Here is a 22,090-nt window from a genome sequence, read left to right as displayed (position 1 = left end):
ACTATGCAATACACAATACCCTTTAATGCAAAATAACTTGTTTAGAACATTACCGGTTAAAATAGCTGGAAGTAAAGATGGTATTGGATTTGGCCGGAAAGGAGGGATTAAGGGCGGGAAGATTGAATTGTGATGAGCGGTAAATGGGAGTGATGGGATTTATGGTTGTTGTTTAACTATAAGTCCCGGATTTATAACAGCTTAAGGGTTATTTAACATTTTTTTGACCGGGAAAAATATGATTTATGGATTTCGGGGGGTACTTTTGCTCAACACGTAAGTGTGCAATTTACAATTGATGAAAAAGCTAATCAGTATTTTCCTTTTCGGCCTGATGTGTATCCAGGTGCTTCCTATCAAGGAAGTAGGGAAACTGCTGTTTAATAATCAGATTGTAGAGGAACATGTGGAAGGTAACTGCAGCGCGAAAGGGATCAAGCTTTCGCCGAGCGATCTTAACTGCCATAAATATGGTGAGGAAGAAACCGAGATGAACCCGGCCCTGTTTCTGAAAACGCTTACTTATCGTTTAATGGAAGATATCCCTGCTGGTCCTGTGCAGGAAATCCAGACCCCTCCTCCGAACGTGCTCGCTTAATGGCCGTTCGCGCCACCCGCTCCGGGCATGGCGCATTGACTTTTCTTTTTTTATCAATTACTCTCCACGGAAGACGCATTGCAAAGCCGGTCTTGAGGCTGTTTCGATGTTCCCGTTCATAAGCTGCTCCGCGGGCGGCTGGTGCACGGCGATGATCGCGACGGGCCCGATGTGCTGGCGATAAACGTTCCGGCATGGCCTTTAATGACTGCAGGCCAGCCAGTACGCGCGATGCCGGGTTTCCGTATAAAATCAAGCTACATGAGCAAGCAAATTAATGCTACGTCCAATATTAAAGGCGACCTCTCTGCGGGGCTGGTGGTATTTCTCATTGCAATCCCGCTTTGCCTCGGCATCGCCCTGGCATCCGGTGCGCCTCTCTTCGCCGGCCTTATCGCCGGTATCCTGGGTGGTATCGTGGTAGGCGCTTTCAGTGGTTCCAATCTGAGCGTGAGCGGTCCCGCCGCCGGCCTCATCACCATCGTGGCCGCCGCTATCCTGAAACTGGGAACCTGGGAAACCTTTATTCTCGCCGTATTCCTCGCCGGCGCAATGCAACTCGTGCTGGGCTTTGTGAGGGCCGGTATCATTGCCAACTATTTTCCGTCTAACGTTATTACCGGTATGCTCACCGCTATCGGCATCAGCATCATTATCACGCAGATCCCGCATGCCGTCGGCCACGACGAGCAGGCGGAAGGTCAGCTTGCTTTCATCCAGGTCAGCGGAGAAAACATCATCACCTCCGCATTGAGCAGTATTCGGCACATTCAGTTGGGCGCCGCCATCATTACAGCGGCGTCCATTCTGATCCTCCTGTACTGGTCCAAGCTGCCGAAGATCGGATCGATCCCCGCGGCACTGGTAGCCGTACTTGCCGGTGTGGGCATCAACCAGCTGTTCATCGCAACGGGCTCCAGCCTCGCGCTCGAACAATCGCACTTGGTGACGCTCCCCGTCGCCGAATCCATGGAAGGGTTCTTCAGCCAGTTTTCATTCCCCGATTTCAGCCAGCTGGTAAACAGCCAGGTTTGGATCGTTGCGGGGACCATCGCGCTGGTAGCTTCCATCGAAACGCTGCTGAACCTCGAGGCTACAGACAAACTGGACCCGCTGAAAAGGTACTCGGATCCCAACAGGGAACTCCGCGCGCAGGGGCTCGCCAACATGGCCAGCGGCCTGATCGGCGGCCTGCCCATCACTTCCGTGATCGTTCGTTCTTCCGCCAACATCAATGCCGGCGGCCGTACGAAAGTGGCCACCATCGCACACGGTACGCTGCTGCTCGTTTGCGCGGCCCTCATCCCGATGGTGCTGAACATGATCCCGCTGTCGACCCTCGCCGGCGTACTGCTGGTAACCGGCTACAAACTCTGCAAACCCACCGTCTTCAAACAAATGTTCGCCAAGGGGAAATACCAGTGGATTCCCTTCGCCGTAACCGTGCTGACGATCGTGTTCACCAACCTGCTCGTAGGCGTGGCCGTGGGCCTTTGCGTAAGCGTGCTGTTCCTCCTCTGGGGCAACATGAAAACGCCGTATATGTTCCGCAAGGAGCGCTACCGCACCGGCGACATGTTCGTACTGGATCTTTCCCAGGAAGTATCTTTCCTCAACAAGGCCAATATCCTGCTCACGCTCGATAAAATGCCGGAAAACAGCACCGTGATCATCGACGCCGCCCAAACCGTGTACATCGACCAGGACGTGCTCGACATCATCCGCGAATTCACCCAGATAAAGGCTCCGCAGAAACAGATCAAGGTCGTGCTGCGCGGTTTTAAAGACGCATATAAAATCAATAACACCGACCATCTCTTCATGAACGGAGAGAAAGAATCACCGGTTGTGGTGCCGAACTCGCAGGGCACCCACAAGGAATTGTTAAAAGAATTATCAGTTAATTAAAAACATTGGAAATGAGAACACACAACAAACTCTCCCAAAGCAACACAACGCCTGAAATGGCACTGGAAATACTGAGAGAAGGGAACGCACGGTTCGTAAACAACCTGCGCATCAACCGCAATCTCCTGGGCATGGTGAACGATACGAAAGAGGGACAGTGGCCCGTTGCCGCCATCGTTAGCTGCATGGACTCCCGGACTTCCGCCGAACTGATCTTCGATCAGGGCCTCGGCGATGTCTTCAGCATCCGCCTCGCCGGCGCCGTGATCAGCGACAACGTGCTCGGCAGCCTCGAATACGCCTGCAAGGTGGCAGGTTCCAAATTCATCGTGGTGCTGGGTCACACCCATTGCGGAGCTATCAAAGGCGCCTGCGACCACGTGGAAATGGGCAACCTCACCGGCCTGCTCGGCAAAATCCGCCCTGCAGTATTCCAGGAGAAAACCATCACCGAAAACAGGAATTCCAAAAACCACGATTTCGTGGAAGCCGTTACCAATATCCACACCGACCGCTCGGTGCAGGCTATCCTTGAACAAAGCATCATTCTCGCAGAGATGATCGATAACGGGGAAGTAGGCATTATCGGAGCCATGTATGATGTCGAAACAGGTGTTGTAACTTTCCATGAGCACACCCGGCGGATCGGACGACCGCTGGAAGTAGCCGGGAAAACCGCCTGACCCCTGAAAAGTCAAAAGCCGGAAGAGCAGTCGCTTCCGGCTTTTTTTATGCATTTAAGTGAAGGAATAATCCCTACATGAATTTATCGCCTTTGTGGCGCTTCACTTCAGCAACGTATTCCTTGATCTGTTGTTCGTTTTGTTTTTTGCAGATGAGCAGCACGTCGTTCGTGTCGATCACGATCATGTCATCCAGCCCCTGCAGCAGCACGAGCTTGTCGTTCGGCGCTTTTACCATGCACTTCGTGGCGTCGATCACCATTACGTTCTTACCTTGTACGGCGTTGCCGAGGTAATCTTTTTCCAGGTTCTCGTATGCGGAGGCCCAGGTGCCCAGGTCGCTCCAGCCGAAGTTGGAGGGGATCACATACACGTTCTCGGCCTTTTCCATGATTCCATAATCGATGGAAATATTGGTGCACTGCGAGTAGATGCGCTCGATGGTTTCCTTTTCGGTCGTGGTATTGAGACTTCCATGGTTCTGTACAAACAATTCGTCCATTTCCGGCAGGTGTGCGGCCAGCGCCTGGAGGATGGATTTGGCGTTCCAGACGAATATGCCGGCGTTCCAGAGAAAGTCGCCGCTTTTAAGGAAGGTCTTGGCCAGTTCCAGGTTCGGCTTTTCCGTGAAGGTCTTCACTTTATACACGTTATCAGCCACCTGCTCGGTTTCGAACTGGATGTAACCGTAACCCGTGTCGGGCCGGGTGGGTTTGATGCCCAGGGTAAGCAGTGCATTGTTCTTCTGCGCAAACAACAAGGCGTTCAGGCAGGTGTTGGTGAACGAAGTCGCATCCATGATGAGGTGATCCGCTGGCGCACAAATCATACTGGCTTTGGGATCCTTCTTAAAAATCTTGTGGGAAATATATGCCACACAAGGTGCGGTATTTTTCCGCGATGGTTCGCTGACAATATTATCGGCAGGGAGGTTCGGCAGTTGTTTCCCAACGGTATCTGCGTACTGGTGGTGAGTGACTACGTAGATATTCTCTTCTGGAATGAATTGCGCGAACCTTTCGTAGGTCCATTGGAGCAATGTTTTACCGGTGTTCAGGATATCCAGGAATTGTTTAGGATAGTCTGTACGGCTATAGGGCCAGAATCGGCTTCCGATTCCTCCGGCCATAATGGCCACGTAAAAATGGTTATTCAACGGTGTCATCGTTTAAATAATTCCTTCTCGGATTAAGTCGTGTAAATGTATAATTCCATGATACTGATCACCTTTCATGACCAGTAATTGGGTGATGTCATAATTTCTCATCATGTCGAGCGCGTTTACGGCGAGCTCATCGGCCCCGATGGTTTTCGGGTTGATGCTCATGATGTCTGCCGCGGAAACGCCGGCGGCATTCATGTTTTTCTCCAGCATCCGGCGAAGGTCGCCGTCGGTAATGATGCCGCGGAGCCGGCCCTGATCGTCCACCACGCCGGTAACACCGAGCATTTTAGACGAGATTTCCACGATCACTTCGCGGAGGCTGCTTCCGAGGCTTACTTTCGGCACCTGGTGCAGGCGGCTGAGGTCGCCCACTTTGAGATAGAGCTTCTTGCCGAGGGTGCCTCCCGGGTGGAACCGGGCGAAATCTTCGGCGGTAAAGCCTTTCATCTCTATGAGACAAACAGCGAGGGCGTCGCCCATGACCATCTGAGCCGTGGTGCTGGAAGTAGGGGCCAGGTTATTGGGGCAGGCTTCCTGCGATACATACGTATTCAGCACAAAATGTGCCGATTGCGCCAGGTAGGAGTCGGATTTCCCCACAATCGCCACCAGCGTGTTGCCGAGGTTGCGGACGAGGGGTACGAGGACTTTTATTTCCGGGGATTCCCCGCTTTTGGAGATACAAACCACCACATCTTCGGGGGTAATCATCCCCAGATCGCCGTGGATGGCGTCGGCCGCATGCATAAATAGCGCCGGCGTACCCGTGGAATTGAACGTAGCCACGATTTTCTGGGCAATGATGGCGCTTTTGCCAATGCCCGTGACCACCACCCGCCCGGTACAGGCCGCCATCAGCTCCACCACGCGCTCAAAGTCAGCATTGATGTACTGCTCCAGGCTCCCGATCGCCGAAGATTCCAGCCTGATCGTCCTGATTCCTGTTTCCCGAATATTTACCGAAGTCTTCTGTTTCATGCGACAAACACAAATTTATCAATTTTTAGCCAAGGGGGCGCGATCCTGTAAATTATCATTGACAACACGGGGTTTTTTAAGTAATTTCGTGTCCCCCAAAATTATATATCAATAATATTTCATCTATAGGCAGCGTTATTTCGCTGCATTTTACACGGATCTAAAACAAATGTGATGGCTGTTGCAAAGGTAAGTTTGTTGGATGCATTACACGAACATTTTGGGTTTGATTCTTTCAAAGGGAATCAGGAAAAGATTATTAAAAGCATACTTTCCGGAAAAGATACATTTGTGATCATGCCCACCGGCGGCGGTAAATCGCTTTGCTACCAGCTGCCGGCCCTGATGAGCCCCGGAGTAGCGCTCATTGTAAGCCCGCTGATCGCGCTGATGAAAAACCAGGTAGACCTGGTTCGTTCCTACAGCAGTAAAGACAACGTGGCCCACTTCCTGAATTCGACCCTGACGAAAGCGCAAATCAAGAAAGTTCGTACCGACCTGCAGACCGGCAAAACAAAAATGCTGTACGTAGCGCCCGAAACGCTGACGAAACAGGAAAATATCGACTTCTTCCGCGAGCTGGAGATTTCCTTCATCGCCGTGGACGAGGCGCACTGTATCTCCGAATGGGGGCACGACTTCCGTCCGGAATACCGCCGGTTGAAGGAAATGATCGATATGATCAGCGCCGATCTCCCCATTATCGCCCTCACCGCCACGGCCACGCCCAAGGTACAAAGCGATATCGTGAAAAACCTGGAGCTCCGCAGCCCCGAGGTTTTCATCTCCTCCTTCAACCGCCCGAACCTCTATTACGAAATCCGCCCCAAGCGCAAAAAGGAGCAGACCATCAAGGAAATCGTCAAATTTATCCATCTCCATAAAGGCAAATCCGGCATCATCTACACCCTCAACCGCAAAACCACGGAAGAGCTGGCGGATATGCTCGTGGCCAACGGCATCAAAGCCGTAGCCTACCACGCCGGGCTCGACGCCACCACCCGCGCCCAGCGCCAGGACATGTTCCTGCTCGAGGAAGTGGAGGTGATCGTTGCCACCATCGCCTTCGGGATGGGGATCGACAAGCCCGACGTTCGCTTCGTCATCCACTACAACATTCCCAAATCGCTGGAAAACTATTACCAGGAAACCGGCCGCGCAGGCCGCGATGGGCTGGAAGGCAATTGCATTTGCTTCTATTCCTACCAGGATGTGCAGAAGCTTGAGCACCTGATGCGCGACAAGCCGCTGTCGGAACGGGAAATGGGCGCACAGCTCATCAACGAAACCGTTGCCTACGCCGAAAGCGCCGTGTGCCGCCGCAAAGTGATCCTGCATTACTTCGGCGAGCCCTACGAAACCGAAGATTGCGGCAAATGCGATAACTGCCGTAACCCGAAGGAGAAAATCGAAGTCAAGAACCGCGTTGTGATCGCCCTAAAAGCCATTTCGGCGCTCGAGGAGCGCTTCGGCTCGGATTATGTCGTGAATATCATCACCGGCAAATCCAATCCCCAGATCACCACGTTCCGCCACGATAAGCTGGACGTGTTCGGGGAAGGGAAGGAGTTCGACGCGCATTTCTGGAACTCGCTCCTGCGCCAGATGATGCTGGAAGGACTGATTGAAAAAGACATCGAAGAATACGGCCTGCTGAAGATCACGGAGAAAGGCCGGAAGTTCATGAAGAAGCCTTACCTCATCCACGTGGCGCTCAACCACCAGTTCGAGGAAGAAGCGGCGGAAGAAGAAGAAATGGCGGCCCAGGAAGCACAACCCACCGCGGATCCCGTGCTTTTCGAAATGCTGAAAGACCTCCGCAAGAAAGTCGCCAAAGAAAAGAACCTGCCGCCATTCGTTATCTTCCTCGAAACTTCCCTGGAAGACATGGCCACGCAATACCCCACCACCACCCAGGAACTGGAAAAGATCCAGGGCGTGAGCAAGGGAAAGGCCATCCGGTACGGCAAGCAGTTCGTTGACGTGATCTCCAAATTCGTGGAGGAAAACGACATCGTGAAGCCCGACGACTTCGTGCTGAAATCCGTTGTCAACAAGAGCGGCCTGAAGGTGTTCATCATTCAGAACATCGACAAGAAAATGCCCCTCGAAACGATTGCCCGCAACAAGGAACTGTCGTATTCCCAATTGCTCGACGAGATGGAAACCATCGTAGCCAGCGGCACCAAGCTGAACCTGGATTACTGCATCGACGAGGAGCTGGACGATTACGCGCAGGACGAGATACTGGAATATTTCAAAGGCTGTGAAACGTCGAGCCTGGCGTTGGCGAAAGAAGAGCTGGAAGAAGGCAATTACTCGATCGAACAGTTGAAATTAATGCGTATCAAGTTTTTGGTGGTTTATGGGAATTAATGATGTAAAAAGAGAAATAGCCGGCGTCCGCGGGCAGATCGTGCACCACCCGTTGTACGGGCATTTGCAGTCGGTCGAAGACGTGCGCCGGTTCATGGAGCACCATGTGTTTGCCGTGTGGGACTTCATGAGTTTGCTCAAAGGCCTTCAGCGCGCGCTCACCTGCGTGACAACGCCCTGGGTGCCTGTGGGCTCGCCTGAAACGAGGTTCCTTATCAACGAGATCGTAACGGGGGAGGAGAGCGATGTGGATGCCACGGGCACGATGCACTGCAGCCACTTCGAGCTGTACATCCTGGCGATGGAGCAGGCGGGAGCGGATACGCGCAGGATCAACAACCTGCTGGAAGGGATTCGCGGCGGGCAGCCGTTGGATGCTTTGCTGGAGGGTTTTCCGCCTTCGGTGAAAGGATTCCTCGAATTCACATTCGAAGTAATTGCTACAGGCAAGCCGCATATCATGGCCGCGGTTTTTACTTTCGGCAGGGAAGATCTTATCCCGGATATGTTCTACGCACTGGTGAAAGATCTCAATGATCAGTTCCCCGGAAAATTCGACATTTTCATTTACTACCTCGAACGCCATATCGAAGTAGACGGCGATCATCACAGCAAACTCGCAGAAAAAATGGTGGAAGAATTGTGTGGAAGCGATGCGGGTAAATGGGCTGAAAGTGCCGCCTATGCTACAAAAGCGCTGGAGTGGAGAAACAATCTCTGGAATGGAATTATTGCGAAAGCAGAAATTTTTGAATAATGTTTTGGAGATTTCAATAATTGTCCTACTTTTGCATTCCCCTTTAACGACGGGGTGCCTTGGTGCGGTAGCTCAGTTGGTAGAGCAATGGACTGAAAATCCATGTGTCGCCGGTTCGATCCCGGCCCACACCACGAAAAAAAGAGATCATCGGAAGATGGTCTCTTTTTTTTATTGCAGCCTTACTTCTTCAACGATTCAACTGCAGTAACAATATCCAGTTTAATTAACTCCCAATGCTTTCCTTTCAGGCAGATTGGATCCAAATCGTCATCCGCATTGCGAAAATCCGTTAACCCGCTGTAAATAGCATCAGCGTCATGCGCATAAGGATAACGCGCTTCATGCAGGGCAATCATTTGCTCCATATTGCAGGAATCCAATATCTCGTGAATGTCCCAAAAGTCCTTTTTCCTCGCGTCCCTCTGTACGATATCAATTTTCATCGCAGCAATTTCTTCAAGCGTCGCCATTCGCACATTGCCTGAAGTTATGACCGGCTGAATAAATTGATCGGTATAATACAGATCTATCTTCATCAAATCTTCATCTGCTGCCGTAGCGCCAACTATATAGCCTCTTCCCATTCCAGGAGATTCATTATCCCAGGGAGGGCTAACGTATTCGAAATGTTCGCGCAGGTATGTGTCGATCAATTTAAAATCAACGGAACCGTAAGCTGCGTCTGTGAATAAATCTATATCGGTAGACATCCTGTGCCCCAACTGCAGGCTTAGCGAAGTACCTCCCACAAGCCGGAACATACCGAACAGCGGTTCGTCCATCATCTGAAGTAAAACCGCTCGTAATTTCGGCTCAACCGTATTCCAATACATCATTCGATTATTTATTTCCTGATCTCCTTTTCATTTAAAATACTTCTTACTGCTGCTACCCCATAAAAACGCACTATCTCTTTTTTCTCCCGAAGCAGCCCTCTTTCGAAGACACGTCTTATTACAGCTCTCTTTTGCCTGATCCAATCTATTTTGTCAAATGCCGTATCCCAGAATAAGATCGGCCGAAGCCTTGACAAATCCGGCTTCTCCGGCGTCCGGTGCTTTTCCTTTTCCAGCTTCATATCGTGATAAGCCTGCAAAACCATGAAAAAGCCTTCTTCTATGTCCAGCGCTTCCTCGATCCGGTAAGCCAGGTTGGGGTTCATTTTCCGCTTTCCTTTCGTAATCGCGCCCAACGTTTGTGGGAACTCATTGATAGACAACGCAAAGGGGCCCTTGGCGATCTTTCGTCGCTTTAACTCCCTTTCCAGCACAAATCCTGGGTGGATCCCCTTAATTAAGGCAATCGTCTTAAATGTCGTCATAACACTAAGATAAGCAAATTTGCTTACACAAATATGATTACTGCATGAATCTCCGCAATCCCATGAAACACTGGGCTGTTCAGGCAACTCTTATACTCATTTCTAAGTATTGCCCTCACCGCACTATTTTCGCATATTTGCCGTCCGGCAACACCTGCTTACCCTCCAACGACCAGACGAGGAGCGGAATTTCTTCCACCAAATCGTGCTATGGCCTATGATCGCTTTCCAACGGCTGCTTCTTTCGGGAACATTTGCCAGTATTTTCCTGCTGACCGATGCGCGCGCGCAAGACATCCCGCTTTCGCGGAAGGGATTCGTGGATGTGTATTATTGTTATGGGAAATCGCCTGTCGCCCCGGCGGATAAATCCTTCATCATGAAGTTCGGCGATCCGGACAACCTGCATTACGGCCTTCCCGACCGCGACGCCCTGTCCAACGCATCGGCCGTTGTGCTGCGGTTCCGCGCCTGGACCATCCTCGGCGAGCTGGTCACCCATCCCACGCTTTACTGGACGATCAACAAACAATTCCTACACGGCCGGAAGCACCGCGTGGAATACGCTAAAATTTCCAAATATCCGGATCTTGTGAAACGGTATGAAGCGATCCGCCCCTCCGCCATCAGGGCTATCGTAGGGATGGGGCTCAACCCGCAAAATACCTACGCGGGTGGCGCCTATGCCTGGTTTAAAATTTCGGATAACGACGTGCTGATCTATCCTTCCGGAAAATCTCCCATGACATTCCCCACCGCGCCGCTCAATGCAGGGGAGGGGATGATCGCCCGGTCGGAAGAAGCACCCTCCGGCCAGTGGTCCTTTGTCAGCAATTTCGCAGACTTCAAACCCGTTGAAAAACCCGCCGAATACTGCTCCCCGCTCCGGCAAGCCACCTCCGCCGGCGATCACGCCTTGATCCGTATCGGGGAAGGACAAGCCCGCAAAAACGGCACCTCCCGCGATCAGAACATCTGGCTGGAACTCAAATGGCCGCTCGACGCCATCGATAACATCCACGATCTCTACCTTCAATACGAAAACGGCGTTCCGCCATCACCGCTCGAAGAAGCAGATAGCGCCCTCGCCGCCGAAAGCCCGCGCACCTACAACGGTCCCAACGAATGGAGCGAAGCTTACGAAGACGATCTGAAAGGCGTTACCATGTATGGCGAAAAAGACTTCTACGGTTTGAAAGCCAACGGCCGCATCATCGCCAGTTTCAGCAGGAAAGAATACGCCAACATGCAGGGCTTCAACAACGACGGGAAATTTTTCGCGCTGATCGGGCGGGAAAGCGCCACGCAAAAATATCCGCAATTCATCCTCAATAAAAGAGGCGTAAAACAAACCATCGATGGCCACACGGAATTCCAATCGGTGCAGCAACTGGAAGACGGCACCATAGCGGCCGATGCGCTGCTTTCTCCCGGCGAATTCCAGAAAAAGATCGCGGTGCGCACCTTCGGAAGCGGCCAGCCGAAAGGCGTTTACAACACTTTGGCGGAGGCGCGCAGCGTCATCGTAGATTATGACCCGGGACAAGGCACGTTCTACGGATCAGAACGGGATTACTCGGTAGACAAGGTGCAGCGAATTATTCTTTCCCCTGACATGACCGTTCTTTCTTCGAAAACCATGTGGAAAATCCGTTAACCGAAAATCAACATGAAGAAAATATATATCTCCGTCGCGCTTTTCCTCGCCATCACGCCGGCCTCGGCGCAATCCGCGCGCGAACTTTTCGACGCCGCGAAAACCGCGTACGAAAATGGCCGTTTCGATGAGTCCATCCGCCTCATCGGGCAATGCGAGCAGTCGCTGGGAAAAAGCAATCCCAAAATCGAATCCCTGAAAACACACGTTTATTATTCCACGAGCGACTGGAGCAACGCCTATCTCGCCGCCAGCCGCTATTTCAGCATGGCGCCCGCTTCCAACGCAGGGTCTGTGGCGCATAAGGAACTGGAAACGATCCGGCGGGAAGTGACGGGCAAGATGAAAGCACTCCACAAAGATCATTTCAAAACCATCGACGACAAACGGATGGAACAGGCGAACAAAGCAAGTGCTTCGCTGGAATCCTCTGCCAACGCGAAATCAACTTCCATCCGTAACCGTTCGGAGAAAAGATTGAAGTCCATTTACCTCGCATCGAGCGATGCCGCGGTGCTGAAGGAATACACCGATATGTTCGGACAGTCCGGCGACAACAGGGTATTCGAAGAGAAGAAAGTATATCTCCGCCACATCGTACTTGGCGACAAATTCCTCGAAGAAAGACACTACCAGAAAGCGCTGGACCATTACGAAAGCGGTTATCAATTCATTAAATCGGACACCCTCGCCACACGCATCGCCAGAACGAAAGACGAGCTCCTGTACCGGACCGCCGAAAAATCCAGTAACCTCCAGGATTACCTGGCCTATGCGGAGAAATATCCTTCCGGGCGGTTTGCGCTCTGGGTGCATACCACGCTGGTCCGTTATTACAAAGAGGAAACCGAAGGCCACATGAAGAAGAAATCTTACCCCAACATAGCCGCAAATCTCACAGAAGGCAGCAAATATCTCAAACACTGCAGCCGGGAGATGAAAGACAAATATTATGAAACCCTGCTGGCGGCAGCAAAATTGTTGGAAGATGACCGCAAAGCGATCCGGAAAGATGTGATCCGTTGCCGGGAAGTGATCACTTATTACACCTATTACCAGGCGTACAAACCAACGGTAGAAGTGGATCGCCGGATTCAGGAATTAAAAGCTTCGCGGAAGAAATGGCATAAAGAGTAGTTTCCGCTCGTCCCTCCTTCAAACGTTGTAAACGGGCTTTCCGGGACTAATTGTGGATTGCGGGTTGGAATCCCCCGCAGGGAATCCTATTTTTAGGCTAAAGGGTATTTCCCTGCTTGAATTCCACAGTCAATCAGTCATTTATGAAAGATAAGCGCTTCCCTGCCCGGGGGATATTGTTGATAAGCTGCCTCTTCCTGCTCACGGCATGCGCCTCCCAGCGCGCCATGCAGGGCGCCGTTAACTGGAAACAGAAGAAAGTCCTCGTTTTTACTAAAAATGGCAAAGGATTCGTCCACGACAACATTGCTGACGCGGCGGCGGCTTTCAAGAAGATGGGCGCCGACCACGGTTTTGCCGTTGACGTGTCTGACGACGCGGCCGTTTTCTCCGAATCCAACCTCGCCGGCTACGATGCGCTGGTTTTCACTTCCACCAATAATGACGTTTTCGACACCGACGCGCAGAAAGTAGCGCTCATGCGGTATATCCAGTCGGGCGGCGGGTTCATGGGCGTTCATTCCGCCATCGGTACGGAAAGGAAATGGGATTGGTTTAAATGGATGATCGGGGGGACCTTCTCCTGGCACGCCAGGTTCCAGAAGTTCCGCCTGGTCGTGACGGACCCTGCGCATCCTTCTTTGAAAGATGTCCCGAAAGTTTGGGAGCGCGAAGACGAATGTTATTTTTCCAAAGAAATGTACGCCGGTATTCATACCCTTCTGGCGCACGACGTTTCCAGCCTGACGGACGTTAACGACACGGTGCTGCTCCGGAACCAGGGGTCGTATGGTAATTATTATCCCGCGGCATGGTACCAGCATTTCGATGGCGGTTATGTTTGGTTTACTTCGCTGGGGCACCGGAAGTCCGATTATTCCGATCCCGTTTTCCTGAACCACCTGTACCAGGGCCTTCACTGGCTCGTAGGGCGCACCGGCGCGAGGGACCAGTCCAGGGCATATGCCACCACGCCCACAACCCCGGTGGACTATCAACGTTAATATGATCAACATGAAACAATACCGTTACAGTTACCTGCTGGGCGCCTCGCTGCTGATGGCAGCCTGCGGGCCCGGCCAACCGAAAGAAGAGCAAGATATGGTTCACCTGATCACCCTCGCGCCCGGCCACTTCCACGCCGCGCTCGTGCAGAAAACGGCGACGCCCGGCATCGACAGCGTAGTGCACGTGTATGCACCGCAAGGCCCCGAGCTGGAAGCGCACCTCAATCTCATCAAACAATATAACGAACGTGCCGACCAGCCCACCAGCTGGAAAGAAGAAGTTTATACGGGCAGCGACTGGCTGGAGAAGATGAAAACCGACCGCAAAGGGTCTGTTGTCGTGCTCGCCGGCAACAACCACGACAAAACCCGTTACATCGATGCCGCGGTGCAGGCGGGGATGCACGTACTGGCCGACAAGCCGATGGCCATCACGCAGGAAGATTTTGCATCCCTGCGCAAGAGCTTCGCTGATGCGGAATCCGCCAACGTGCTCCTGTACGATATTATGACCGAGCGTTCCGAGATTACCAACATCCTCCAGAAAGAGTTGCTCCGCGACGCATCCATTTTCGGGGAGATGCAGCCCGGAACGTCAAAGGAGCCGGCCATCGAAATCGAAAGCATCCATCACTTCTACAAAATGGTATCGGGCAAACCGCTCCGCCGCCCATCCTGGTTCTTCGACCCATCGCAGCAGGGCGATGCGCTGGTGGATGTGAACACCCACCTGGTAGACCTCACGCACTGGATGTTGTTCGACACCACCGAGCTCGACTATAAAAAAGATATTCAATTGAATAGCGCCGTAAAATGGAAAACACCGCTCACGAAGTCGCAGTTTTCCACTATCACCGGCGCCGAAACGTTCCCGGATTTCTTGTTGCCGTATGTGAAAGACACGGTGGCGGGCATCGCCGCGAATGGTACGGTGGATTATCAAGTTAAAGGATTCCATGTGCGTTTGTCCGCATTGTGGAATTTTGAAGCGCCGGCCGGCGGGGGCGACACGCATTACGCGATTGTCCGCGGAAGCCGTTGCAACATCGTGATCCGCCAGGGTAAAGATGAATCCTGGAAGCCCGAACTCTACGTAGAACCGGTGTCGGCTGATACGGCATTTGCTTCCGCGCTGGAGGCTTCCGTGAAACGCCTTTCCGCAAAGTACCCCGGTATTTCCGTGGAGCCCCAGGGCAAGCGTTTCCGGATTTCCATTCCGCAGGAGCTGAAGACGGGGCACGAGGCGCATTTTGCCGAAGTGCTCCAGCGCTACCTCGGGTTCCTGAAGGCCGGCGCAGTGCCCGCCTGGGAAGTGAAAAACATGATCGCGAAATATTACGTAACCACCGCCGGCCAGGCGATGGCCAAAGAGATCAATAAATAAATGCCATGCACGATTTCGATCTGTCGGGAAAAAGAGCATTGATAACGGGCGGCGGCTCCGGCCTGGGGCTGGCCGTTGCCCGTACTTTCGCCGGATACGGCGCCGAAGTGATCATCGCCGGCAGGCGGGCCGACGTTCTCGAATCTGCCGCAGCAGCCATCGGCGGGAACGTCCGCACCATCGCCTGCGACCTTTCGCAGCTGGAAGTGATCCCCGAGCTGGTGGATGGAATTGAATCCGCTTACGGGCCGATAGATGTGCTCGTCAATAACGCCGGCATCCATCTGAAGAAAGACGCACTCGAAGTAAGCGACGCGGAATTCGAATCCGTGTTGCGCACCAACCTGCAGGCCGTTTTCGCATTATCGCGGGAAGTGGCGCGGCGGATGACTTCACATAAATCGGGCAGTATCATCATGATCAGTTCCATGGCGGCGAAATACGGCATCCCGAAAGTGATTGCGTACACCGCCGCCAAATCTGCCGTGGAAGGCATGACGAAAGCGATGGCGGTGGAATGGTCGCCCGAAGGCGTGCGGGTAAACTGCATCGCTCCCGGATTTATTGAAACAGAAATGTCGGCCAAAGCGCTGAACAACGACCCCGACCGGAAGAACCGGGTACTCGGGCGCACACCCATGCGGCAACTGGGCAAGCCGGAAGACGTGGCGCTTGCCGCCGTGTTCCTCGCATCGCCGGCAGCGGGTTTCATAACCGGAACCAGCCTGGCGGTAGATGGCGGCAATTCAATCGGATTCTGATCACCTTCAATCATATTCCACATGCGACCCAAGAAAAACACCGGCGGCGGATCGCGCCGGACATTCCTAAAGAACGCCATCACCGGAGCCGCCGGGAGCCTGGCCCTCAGCCACATTCCCATGATCGTTCCGGCACACGTTATCAGCGGCCCCCTGGCGCCGAGCAACCGTATCAACGTAGGTGCCATCGGCAACGGGCGCATTTCCCGCGAGCACGATATGCCCGGCGTCTGGAAACATGAACAGGCCAATATCCTGGCCGTCTGCGACCTCGACAGCAACCGCCTCCAAAGCGCGCGCAAGCTGGTCAACGATTACTATTCCAAAAAAACCGGCAAAGCATACACCGGAACCAAAGCATACGAAAACTACCAGGAGCTACTGGCCGATAAAGACATCGACGCCGTCATCATCTCCACGCCCGACCACTGGCACGTGATTCCCGCCGTGGCCGCCGTGCGCGCGGGAAAAGACGTTTACATGCAAAAACCCGCTTCGCTCACCATTTCCGAAGGCCGCTACCTCAGCAATGAAGTGCACAAGAACGGGCGCATCCTCCAAATCGGAAGCCAGCAGCGTTCTATGCCGCAGTTCAAAAGAGCCTGCGAACTGGTGCGCAACGGCAGGATAGGGAAGGTACATACCGTTTACGTGGGCCTGCCGATCGACGATCCCTCCCAAAGCACGCCTGAGAAAGAAATGCCCGTTCCGGCAGGATTGCAATATGACGCCTGGCTCGGCGAAACACCCTGGGCGCCTTATACCCTGAAGCGCGTTCACCCCACCAACGACTTCAGCCGGCCGGGCTGGCTCCGCTGCGAGCAGTTCGGCGCGGGTATGATCACCGGCTGGGGCGCTCACCATTTCGATATCGTGAACTGGGGCCTCGGGTACGAATACACCGGTCCGGTGGAAGTGTCTGCCAAGGCGGAGTTCCCCGCGGCGGGAAATCTCTGGGACGTGCACGGGCCGTTCCAGTCCGAAAATATTTATGCCGACGGCGTGAAAGTGCTGGCCAGCAACACGTATCCCAATGGCGTGAAGTTCGTAGGCTCCGACGGCTGGATCTTCGTTTCGCGCGGAAACTATGCCGCCACCGCCAATGATCCGGCAAGCCTGGCCAAGAACAGCAAAGCCCTCGACGCATCGGACCCGAAAATTCTCACTTCAATTATCGGTGAAAACGAAATCAGGCTGACCGACAGTAAAGACCACCACGGCAACTGGCTCGAATCCCTCCGGACCCGCCAGCAGCCGATCACGCCGATCGAAGTCGGGCACCGGGCATGTACCGTCTGCCTCCTCAACCATACGGCCATGAAACTGAAACGCAAGCTTTTCTGGGACCCCGTGAAAGAACGTTTCCAAAACGACGATGCCGCCAACGCAACGCTCACACGGCCGCAACGCTGGCCTTATGTCCTGGATTAAAAAATAGAAAGCGGCTCCGGCCGCTTTTTTTCTCAGCCTTACACAACGACTGCCATTTCTGCTCAAATGCATCCCGCCACATTTTTCCTTATTTTCGGAAGATGAATCACGCGGCCATCCTCGCTACCAGGCTTTCCCGGCAACTGTTGACGCAACCTTCGAAGCAAGCGCCTGCCGACGTGGCGGCACATCTCTGCGCCATCCAGGCGCAGGATTTCGCTGGCGCGAAGTGGTCGCTGGGCCAGCGCTGCCACGGGCTCACGGATGCGGGTGTGGAAAACCTTCTGGCCGGTAAAAAACTAATCCGGATTTCGAGCCTGCGGGGAACGCTGCACCTGATGCACCCCAAGGACGTCCGCTGGATTACTGCGCTCGTTACGCCGCGGATCAAACTGCAGGCAGGAAGTATGTGGAAAAAATTGGGGGTGGATGATGCCATCCTGTCGAAGGCGCTCCGCCACATCGGGGATGCCCTCAAAAACGGGGAAGCCCTTACCCGCGCCGAGCTGAAAACCATCCTGGAGAAAAAGCGCATCGACACGTCGGATCACCGGATGAACCAGTTCCTCACTTTCGCCGGGTTGCAACAAGTGATTTGCTGCGGGCCCCGCCGCGGGAAGGAATTTACGTATGTGCTCCTCGACGATTGGCTTCCCGAAACAAATTTCCCGATGCCGGAAAATCCACTGACAGCGTTGGCTGTACGTTATTTGGAAAGTCATTCCCCGGCTACGGCGGAAGATTTTTCGTGGTGGAGCGGGTTTCCTGTAACGGCCTGCCGGCGCGCGTTTGAAGAAGCAGGGATCACGGAAAAATTTGTTGCGGACGACAAAACGTATTTCCTGCCGCCGGGCAAAACGGAAACGAAACCGGATCTTAAAATCCGTTTGCTGTCGGGGTTCGATGAATATTATATCAGCTATGCCGATCGATCGCTGGTAGCGGGAAATGTTCCACCGGGAATTCTATCTCCCCCGAATGGCATTTTACCTTATCTAGTCATTGCGAAAGGAAAAATCGTGGGAACATGGCGGCGGGAAATCGGGAAAAAATCAATCGAAATGGTATATATACCTTTTGATAAAACGGCGATCGGGGAGGAGCGGTTATCCACCGCCGCGAAAGCTTATGGCAAGTTCATGGGTTTGCCTGCGGAATGGAATTTATAATTCCGACTCGCCGGGCCATAGGCTATTCATCCGGTCGATAATGTAATTCATTTTCCGGTTCCTGTCCCGCGACGATTGCGACAACTGCCGGCGGAATCGGATGATCTCCTGCGACAAAAACCGGATGCGCATTTGCTGTCGCTCCCATTTCAATTTGTACCTTCTTTTCTTCTTTTTCATCATGCGGCATTATCGGTTTTTCTGCAAACAGGACAGGTGAAGCATTTGTTAAGGTTGTGCCGGAAATATTTATTTTTGATACATGACCACCAACTCCATTCCGCGTGAAGCCACAACGTCCTGGCGACTGAAAGCAATTTTTACCGGCTCCGTCGGCAACCTCGTGGAGTGGTACGATTGGTACGCTTATTCAGCGTTCGCGATTTACTTCGCGCCAGTCTTTTTTCCTTCCGGCAATGCTACTGCACAACTGCTGAACACCGCCGCGATTTTCGCCGTCGGTTTCCTCATGCGCCCACTTGGCGGATGGCTCTTCGGAACCATCGCCGATCGTCAGGGCCGAAAAATGGCGATGACACTTTCGGTACTCCTGATGTCTCTCGGATCTCTGCTGATCGCCTGCACTCCTTCATTCTCCACCATCGGCGTAGCCGCGCCGGTACTGCTTTTGCTGGCGCGCCTCATGCAAGGCCTCAGCGTGGGGGGCGAATACGGCACTTCCGCCACCTACCTCAGTGAAGTGGCGGATTCTTCGCGCCGCGGTTTCTTCTCCAGCTTCCAATACGTAACGCTTATCGGCGGACAAATCCTCGCGCTCGGCGTTCAGATGCTCCTGCAAAGGGTTTTCCTCACTCCCGAACAACTCGCGGAATGGGGATGGCGCATACCTTTCGTCATCGGCGCGCTGCTCGCCATTACCGCACTTTATCTTCGCCGCAACATGCACGAATCCGTGAATGTGGACATTAAAAAGAAAGACCGCGGCTCCGTAAAAGCGCTCTTCCGGAATCACCCGCGCGCAGTGCTCACCGTCGTAGGGCTCACTATGGGCGGCACTTTGGCGTTCTACACATATACAACTTACATGCAAAAGTTTCTCGTCAACACGGTGAAACTTTCGAAAGAAGAATCCACGCTGATTTCGTTTTTCCTCGTGCTGATCTTCGCATGCATCCAGCCGCTGTTCGGTAAACTGTCCGACAGGATCGGGCGCAAACCTTTGCTGATCGGCTTCGGCGTTTTGGGAACATTGTGCACGGTGCCGTTACTGACAGCGATCAGCCAGGCCACTACGGTGTGGAGCGCATTTTTTCTCATCCTCGCCGCGCTAGTGATCGTAAGCGGTTATACGTCGATCAATGCCGTGGTAAAAGCGGAAATGTTTCCTGCGGAAATCCGCGCGCTCGGCGTTGGATTCCCATATGCGCTTACCGTGGCCATTTTCGGGGGAACGGCGGAAACCATCGCATTTGCGCTGAAAGATGTTGGCCACGAATCGTTGTATTACTGGTATGTGACCATTTGCATTTTTATTTCGCTGATCGTCTACGTTTTTTCGCCCGACAGCCGGAAAGGTTCGTATATGGACCGGGAGCAATTATAGTCCTGGCGCCGGTTTCGGGCCGGAAACGGATGCAGGGTTAATTTTGATTATTTTTGCAGAATATGTACCTCACCATCAAGGCGCTTCATATCATTTTCATTGTAACCTGGTTCGCCGGACTGTTCTACATTGTACGGCTGTTCGTGTATTTCACAGAAGCGCAGGAAATGGAAGAGCCCCGGCGCAGCATCCTCCAGGACCAATACCGGATCATGATGAAAAGGCTTTGGTTCGGAATTACCTGGCCTTCTGCCATCCTCACGCTGATCTTCGGTCCATGGATGGCTTTTTTGCTGGGCAGCATCCCGGTTTGGTTGTGGATTAAAATTGCATTCGTACTCGGCCTTTATTTTTACTTCTTTTTTCTCCACCGGATTTACAAAGATCTCCAGGCCGGCGTGATCAAACGCAGTTCAACGCAACTTCGCGTGTGGAATGAGGTAGCCACGATTTTCCTGGTGGCGATCGTTTTCCTGGTGGTGCTGAAGAGTTTTTTGAGTATGATCTGGTCGATGGTAGGACTGATCATTTTCACCGCCGCGCTGATGGTAGCGATCAAGGTGTATAAGCGGATCCGCGAAAAGAAAAATTAACCGGTTTACTTTTTCCCCATCGTCAGCTGCAGGCTAAGGCCGGCAGAGTACAACTTCACTTTTCCTTCTCCCACGCCGCCGGCCGGTATTTTCAGGTAGGGTTGCAAACCCCAGTTCAGTCGTCCTTTCGTATTTTTTTCCCAACCAGCGCTGAGGTTGATAACGGAAAACCAGTGTTGGTTTTGGTTGCTGAAAACGCGGGTGCGTTTATAATTATTGGGATAGTAGTATTCGTATTTTTCGCGGAGCATGAAATAAGTGGACGCGCCGGCGCTGACATTCCATCGGCCCGATGCATTTTCGGCAAATACAAAATGGACATTCAGCGGCACATCGATCACATCGCAATCAGCATCGATATCCACATAATTTCCGGGGTAAGGAGAATTGTATTCTTTTGGAGACGCCGCGTACAACTTTTTCGTGTAGGCGGCCCCGGTACTCAGGTACCATTTGTTATTCACATGGTACCTGAGCAGGAGGCCTCCGGTAAATCCGGCGCGCATTCCTGTGAAAGATCCGGTGGCGTTTACATCCGGACCGAGGTGGATGCCACCATCAAAACCCTTTCTCCGCGGAGCTTTCCAGTTTTCGCGGGATGATGCTCCCAACGAGTTTGAGTCTGTTGAAGCCGGGTTCGCAGCGTTGTCCACATGAACGGGGGCGCCGATGTTTGCAGTTTGATTTTTTTCGGACCTGGTTGGCGGAAGGGAGGGGTTATCCACACTTGCGGGAGCTGGCGTGTTGTTTTTATCTTTTTGGGAAGATAAGGGAACTGATGATGAGGGGTTTTCCACATCCTTCCGGCCGGCTACGGAAAAATTATTTTCCTCTTGAACTTTAGCTGCTGGATTATCAGGTTTATCCACATCGTTCTTTCTGTCGCTGCGTGTATCTGATTTGCTTCCCGCTCGCAAATTCGATTTCTGGAAAGTTACAACAGATGAATTCGCGGGATTATCCACATGGTTTTCCGTTTCGGAATTTACCGCCGATTTTTTCACAGCATTTGATTCCTGGAAAATCGGCGCGATCGGTTTCTTCTGCCGGGCTTTTGTGTTTTCACTTTCCACGATAGCTGCATCCGCTGGTTTATCCACAATCAATTTGTCAGTTTCAGTAACCGCATTTTTGTTCGGGTCACCGTTTTCAACTTCCTGTTTCGGTTCAGTGGTGTTAGCGAAATTTTCTGTTTTGGGGGAAGATGTAGAATTATCTCCGGCAGGGCGCGTGAACCACCACCAGCCGGCGAGCCCGAGGATGAGGGCGAGGCCGCCGAACCACCACCACATGGGGCGCCGGTTGCGGGGTTGATCCAGCAGTTTTTCCATCCGGTCCCAGGCCTGGGGCTCGAATGGAACTTCTGCTTCTTGCAGCTTCTTCCGGATATTATGTTCAAACTGTTCGCTCATGACGGTTGGGGGGCGCCGATCGGACCGGAGCCAGAAATATTCATAGATGTTAACGCATCGATTTTTTCTTTGAGAATCCTTTTCGCCTTAAACAAATTGGATTTTGATGTGCCCTCCGAAATGCCGAGCATCTCAGAAATCTCCTGGTGTTGAAAACCTTCCACTACGTACAAATTGAAAACGGTC

21 protein-coding genes and 1 tRNA gene are annotated in these 22,090 nt (G+C 52.8%); 15 read left to right on the top strand and 7 right to left on the bottom strand.

Annotation, left to right across the window (positions count from 1 at the left end; translation table 11 throughout):
* Positions 1-298 precede the first annotated feature (298 nt).
* The 3 genes from Q0510_RS01680 (at position 299) to Q0510_RS01670 (ending at position 3,189) form a co-directional block, all read left to right on the top strand.
* The gene (locus Q0510_RS01680) at positions 299-598 is read left to right on the top strand and encodes a hypothetical protein (protein ID WP_298707644.1); all 300 of its coding nucleotides are present in this window, start codon (positions 299-301) and stop codon (positions 596-598) included.
* Positions 599-859: 261 nt separating this feature from the next.
* Entirely contained in the window at positions 860-2,506 is a 1,647-nt protein-coding gene (locus Q0510_RS01675; protein WP_298707643.1) for a SulP family inorganic anion transporter, read from the top strand.
* Between the two features lie 11 nt (positions 2,507-2,517).
* Positions 2,518-3,189, top strand: a complete 672-nt coding sequence (locus Q0510_RS01670) for a carbonic anhydrase family protein (RefSeq protein ID WP_298707641.1) — start codon at positions 2,518-2,520, stop codon at positions 3,187-3,189.
* 73 nt (positions 3,190-3,262) lie between these two features.
* Here Q0510_RS01670 and Q0510_RS01665 read toward each other — a convergent pair whose 3' ends face one another.
* Both Q0510_RS01665 and Q0510_RS01660 read right to left on the bottom strand, forming a co-directional pair.
* The gene (locus Q0510_RS01665) at positions 3,263-4,354 is read right to left on the bottom strand and encodes a mannose-1-phosphate guanylyltransferase (RefSeq protein WP_298707640.1); all 1,092 of its coding nucleotides are present in this window, start codon (positions 4,352-4,354) and stop codon (positions 3,263-3,265) included.
* A gap of 3 nt (positions 4,355-4,357) precedes the next feature.
* On the bottom strand, positions 4,358-5,332 hold the full coding sequence (locus tag Q0510_RS01660) for a KpsF/GutQ family sugar-phosphate isomerase (RefSeq protein WP_298707638.1): 975 nt from the start codon (positions 5,330-5,332) through the stop codon (positions 4,358-4,360).
* A 174-nt stretch (positions 5,333-5,506) separates the two neighbouring features.
* On the opposite strand from Q0510_RS01660, the gene recQ reads away from it, so the two are divergent.
* The 3 genes from recQ (at position 5,507) to Q0510_RS01645 (ending at position 8,599) form a co-directional block, all read left to right on the top strand.
* The gene (gene recQ, locus Q0510_RS01655) at positions 5,507-7,708 is read left to right on the top strand and encodes a DNA helicase RecQ (protein ID WP_298707636.1); all 2,202 of its coding nucleotides are present in this window, start codon (positions 5,507-5,509) and stop codon (positions 7,706-7,708) included.
* Entirely contained in the window at positions 7,698-8,465 is a 768-nt protein-coding gene (locus tag Q0510_RS01650; RefSeq protein WP_298707634.1) for a DUF3050 domain-containing protein, read from the top strand. The genes recQ and Q0510_RS01650 overlap by 11 nt, the downstream gene beginning before the upstream one ends.
* 61 nt (positions 8,466-8,526) lie before the next feature.
* Positions 8,527-8,599, top strand: a tRNA-Phe gene (locus Q0510_RS01645).
* Between the two features lie 48 nt (positions 8,600-8,647).
* Here the strand turns inward: Q0510_RS01645 and Q0510_RS01640 are convergent.
* The gene (locus Q0510_RS01640; protein ID WP_298707633.1) at positions 8,648-9,304 is read right to left on the bottom strand and encodes a nucleotidyl transferase AbiEii/AbiGii toxin family protein; all 657 of its coding nucleotides are present in this window, start codon (positions 9,302-9,304) and stop codon (positions 8,648-8,650) included.
* Between the two features lie 8 nt (positions 9,305-9,312).
* Entirely contained in the window at positions 9,313-9,789 is a 477-nt protein-coding gene (locus tag Q0510_RS01635; RefSeq protein WP_298707632.1) for a hypothetical protein, read from the bottom strand.
* A 217-nt stretch (positions 9,790-10,006) separates the two neighbouring features.
* On the opposite strand from Q0510_RS01635, the gene Q0510_RS01630 reads away from it, so the two are divergent.
* The 7 genes from Q0510_RS01630 to Q0510_RS01600 all read left to right on the top strand — a co-directional run bounded on the left by Q0510_RS01630 (position 10,007) and on the right by Q0510_RS01600 (position 18,335).
* Complete coding sequence (locus Q0510_RS01630) at positions 10,007-11,446, top strand: hypothetical protein (protein WP_298707630.1); 1,440 nt, start codon at positions 10,007-10,009, stop codon at positions 11,444-11,446.
* A 12-nt stretch (positions 11,447-11,458) separates the two neighbouring features.
* Complete coding sequence (locus Q0510_RS01625; protein ID WP_298707628.1) at positions 11,459-12,583, top strand: hypothetical protein; 1,125 nt, start codon at positions 11,459-11,461, stop codon at positions 12,581-12,583.
* Between the two features lie 143 nt (positions 12,584-12,726).
* Positions 12,727-13,587 (top strand): ThuA domain-containing protein, encoded by an 861-nt coding sequence (locus Q0510_RS01620; protein ID WP_298707627.1) that lies wholly within the window; start codon positions 12,727-12,729, stop codon positions 13,585-13,587.
* Positions 13,588-13,597: 10 nt separating this feature from the next.
* The gene (locus Q0510_RS01615; RefSeq protein ID WP_298707625.1) at positions 13,598-14,974 is read left to right on the top strand and encodes a putative oxidoreductase C-terminal domain-containing protein; all 1,377 of its coding nucleotides are present in this window, start codon (positions 13,598-13,600) and stop codon (positions 14,972-14,974) included.
* 5 nt (positions 14,975-14,979) lie between these two features.
* Positions 14,980-15,735: an SDR family NAD(P)-dependent oxidoreductase gene (locus Q0510_RS01610; RefSeq protein ID WP_298707623.1), complete on the top strand. Its 756-nt coding sequence runs from the start codon at positions 14,980-14,982 to the stop codon at positions 15,733-15,735.
* Between the two features lie 21 nt (positions 15,736-15,756).
* A complete protein-coding gene (locus tag Q0510_RS01605; protein WP_298707621.1) occupies positions 15,757-17,166 on the top strand; it encodes a Gfo/Idh/MocA family oxidoreductase in 1,410 nt (469 codons plus the stop codon).
* A gap of 101 nt (positions 17,167-17,267) precedes the next feature.
* Entirely contained in the window at positions 17,268-18,335 is a 1,068-nt protein-coding gene (locus Q0510_RS01600) for a winged helix DNA-binding domain-containing protein (RefSeq protein WP_298707620.1), read from the top strand.
* Between the two features lie 22 nt (positions 18,336-18,357).
* Here Q0510_RS01600 and Q0510_RS01595 read toward each other — a convergent pair whose 3' ends face one another.
* Positions 18,358-18,525, bottom strand: coding sequence for a hypothetical protein (locus Q0510_RS01595; protein WP_298707618.1), 168 nt, complete (start codon positions 18,523-18,525; stop codon positions 18,358-18,360).
* A 72-nt stretch (positions 18,526-18,597) separates the two neighbouring features.
* On the opposite strand from Q0510_RS01595, the gene Q0510_RS01590 reads away from it, so the two are divergent.
* The gene (locus Q0510_RS01590; RefSeq protein WP_298707616.1) at positions 18,598-19,899 is read left to right on the top strand and encodes an MFS transporter; all 1,302 of its coding nucleotides are present in this window, start codon (positions 18,598-18,600) and stop codon (positions 19,897-19,899) included.
* A 62-nt stretch (positions 19,900-19,961) separates the two neighbouring features.
* On the top strand, positions 19,962-20,492 hold the full coding sequence (locus Q0510_RS01585; RefSeq protein WP_298707653.1) for a CopD family protein: 531 nt from the start codon (positions 19,962-19,964) through the stop codon (positions 20,490-20,492).
* Positions 20,493-20,497: 5 nt separating this feature from the next.
* On the opposite strand, the gene Q0510_RS01580 is transcribed toward Q0510_RS01585, so the two are convergent.
* On the bottom strand, positions 20,498-21,823 hold the full coding sequence (locus tag Q0510_RS01580) for a porin family protein (protein ID WP_298707615.1): 1,326 nt from the start codon (positions 21,821-21,823) through the stop codon (positions 20,498-20,500).
* A 77-nt stretch (positions 21,824-21,900) separates the two neighbouring features.
* Positions 21,901-22,090: RNA polymerase sigma factor (locus Q0510_RS01575; protein ID WP_298707613.1), on the bottom strand; the 190-nt coding region annotated here is incomplete at its 5' end.

Source organism: uncultured Chitinophaga sp. (assembly GCF_937874145.1).
Lineage (GTDB): Bacteria > Bacteroidota > Bacteroidia > Chitinophagales > Chitinophagaceae > Chitinophaga.
Note: the sequence above shows the minus strand (reverse complement) of the source record. Positions and strands in the feature narration are given on the sequence as shown.

Excerpts from the sequence above, each read along its gene's own strand:
- Q0510_RS01680 (WP_298707644.1), top strand. The coding sequence starts at position 299 with ATGAAAAAGCTAATCAGTATTTTCCTTTTCGGCCTGATGTGTATCCAG.
- Q0510_RS01675 (WP_298707643.1), top strand. The coding sequence starts at position 860 with ATGAGCAAGCAAATTAATGCTACGTCCAATATTAAAGGCGACCTCTCT.
- Q0510_RS01670 (WP_298707641.1), top strand. The coding sequence starts at position 2,518 with ATGAGAACACACAACAAACTCTCCCAAAGCAACACAACGCCTGAAATG.
- Q0510_RS01665 (WP_298707640.1), bottom strand. The coding sequence starts at position 4,354 with ATGACACCGTTGAATAACCATTTTTACGTGGCCATTATGGCCGGAGGA.
- Q0510_RS01660 (WP_298707638.1), bottom strand. The coding sequence starts at position 5,332 with ATGAAACAGAAGACTTCGGTAAATATTCGGGAAACAGGAATCAGGACG.
- recQ (WP_298707636.1), top strand. The coding sequence starts at position 5,507 with ATGGCTGTTGCAAAGGTAAGTTTGTTGGATGCATTACACGAACATTTT.
- Q0510_RS01650 (WP_298707634.1), top strand. The coding sequence starts at position 7,698 with ATGGGAATTAATGATGTAAAAAGAGAAATAGCCGGCGTCCGCGGGCAG.
- Q0510_RS01640 (WP_298707633.1), bottom strand. The coding sequence starts at position 9,304 with ATGATGTATTGGAATACGGTTGAGCCGAAATTACGAGCGGTTTTACTT.
- Q0510_RS01635 (WP_298707632.1), bottom strand. The coding sequence starts at position 9,789 with ATGACGACATTTAAGACGATTGCCTTAATTAAGGGGATCCACCCAGGA.
- Q0510_RS01630 (WP_298707630.1), top strand. The coding sequence starts at position 10,007 with ATGATCGCTTTCCAACGGCTGCTTCTTTCGGGAACATTTGCCAGTATT.
- Q0510_RS01625 (WP_298707628.1), top strand. The coding sequence starts at position 11,459 with ATGAAGAAAATATATATCTCCGTCGCGCTTTTCCTCGCCATCACGCCG.
- Q0510_RS01620 (WP_298707627.1), top strand. The coding sequence starts at position 12,727 with ATGAAAGATAAGCGCTTCCCTGCCCGGGGGATATTGTTGATAAGCTGC.
- Q0510_RS01615 (WP_298707625.1), top strand. The coding sequence starts at position 13,598 with ATGAAACAATACCGTTACAGTTACCTGCTGGGCGCCTCGCTGCTGATG.
- Q0510_RS01610 (WP_298707623.1), top strand. The coding sequence starts at position 14,980 with ATGCACGATTTCGATCTGTCGGGAAAAAGAGCATTGATAACGGGCGGC.
- Q0510_RS01605 (WP_298707621.1), top strand. The coding sequence starts at position 15,757 with ATGCGACCCAAGAAAAACACCGGCGGCGGATCGCGCCGGACATTCCTA.
- Q0510_RS01600 (WP_298707620.1), top strand. The coding sequence starts at position 17,268 with ATGAATCACGCGGCCATCCTCGCTACCAGGCTTTCCCGGCAACTGTTG.
- Q0510_RS01595 (WP_298707618.1), bottom strand. The coding sequence starts at position 18,525 with ATGCCGCATGATGAAAAAGAAGAAAAGAAGGTACAAATTGAAATGGGA.
- Q0510_RS01590 (WP_298707616.1), top strand. The coding sequence starts at position 18,598 with ATGACCACCAACTCCATTCCGCGTGAAGCCACAACGTCCTGGCGACTG.
- Q0510_RS01585 (WP_298707653.1), top strand. The coding sequence starts at position 19,962 with ATGTACCTCACCATCAAGGCGCTTCATATCATTTTCATTGTAACCTGG.
- Q0510_RS01580 (WP_298707615.1), bottom strand. The coding sequence starts at position 21,823 with ATGGAAAAACTGCTGGATCAACCCCGCAACCGGCGCCCCATGTGGTGG.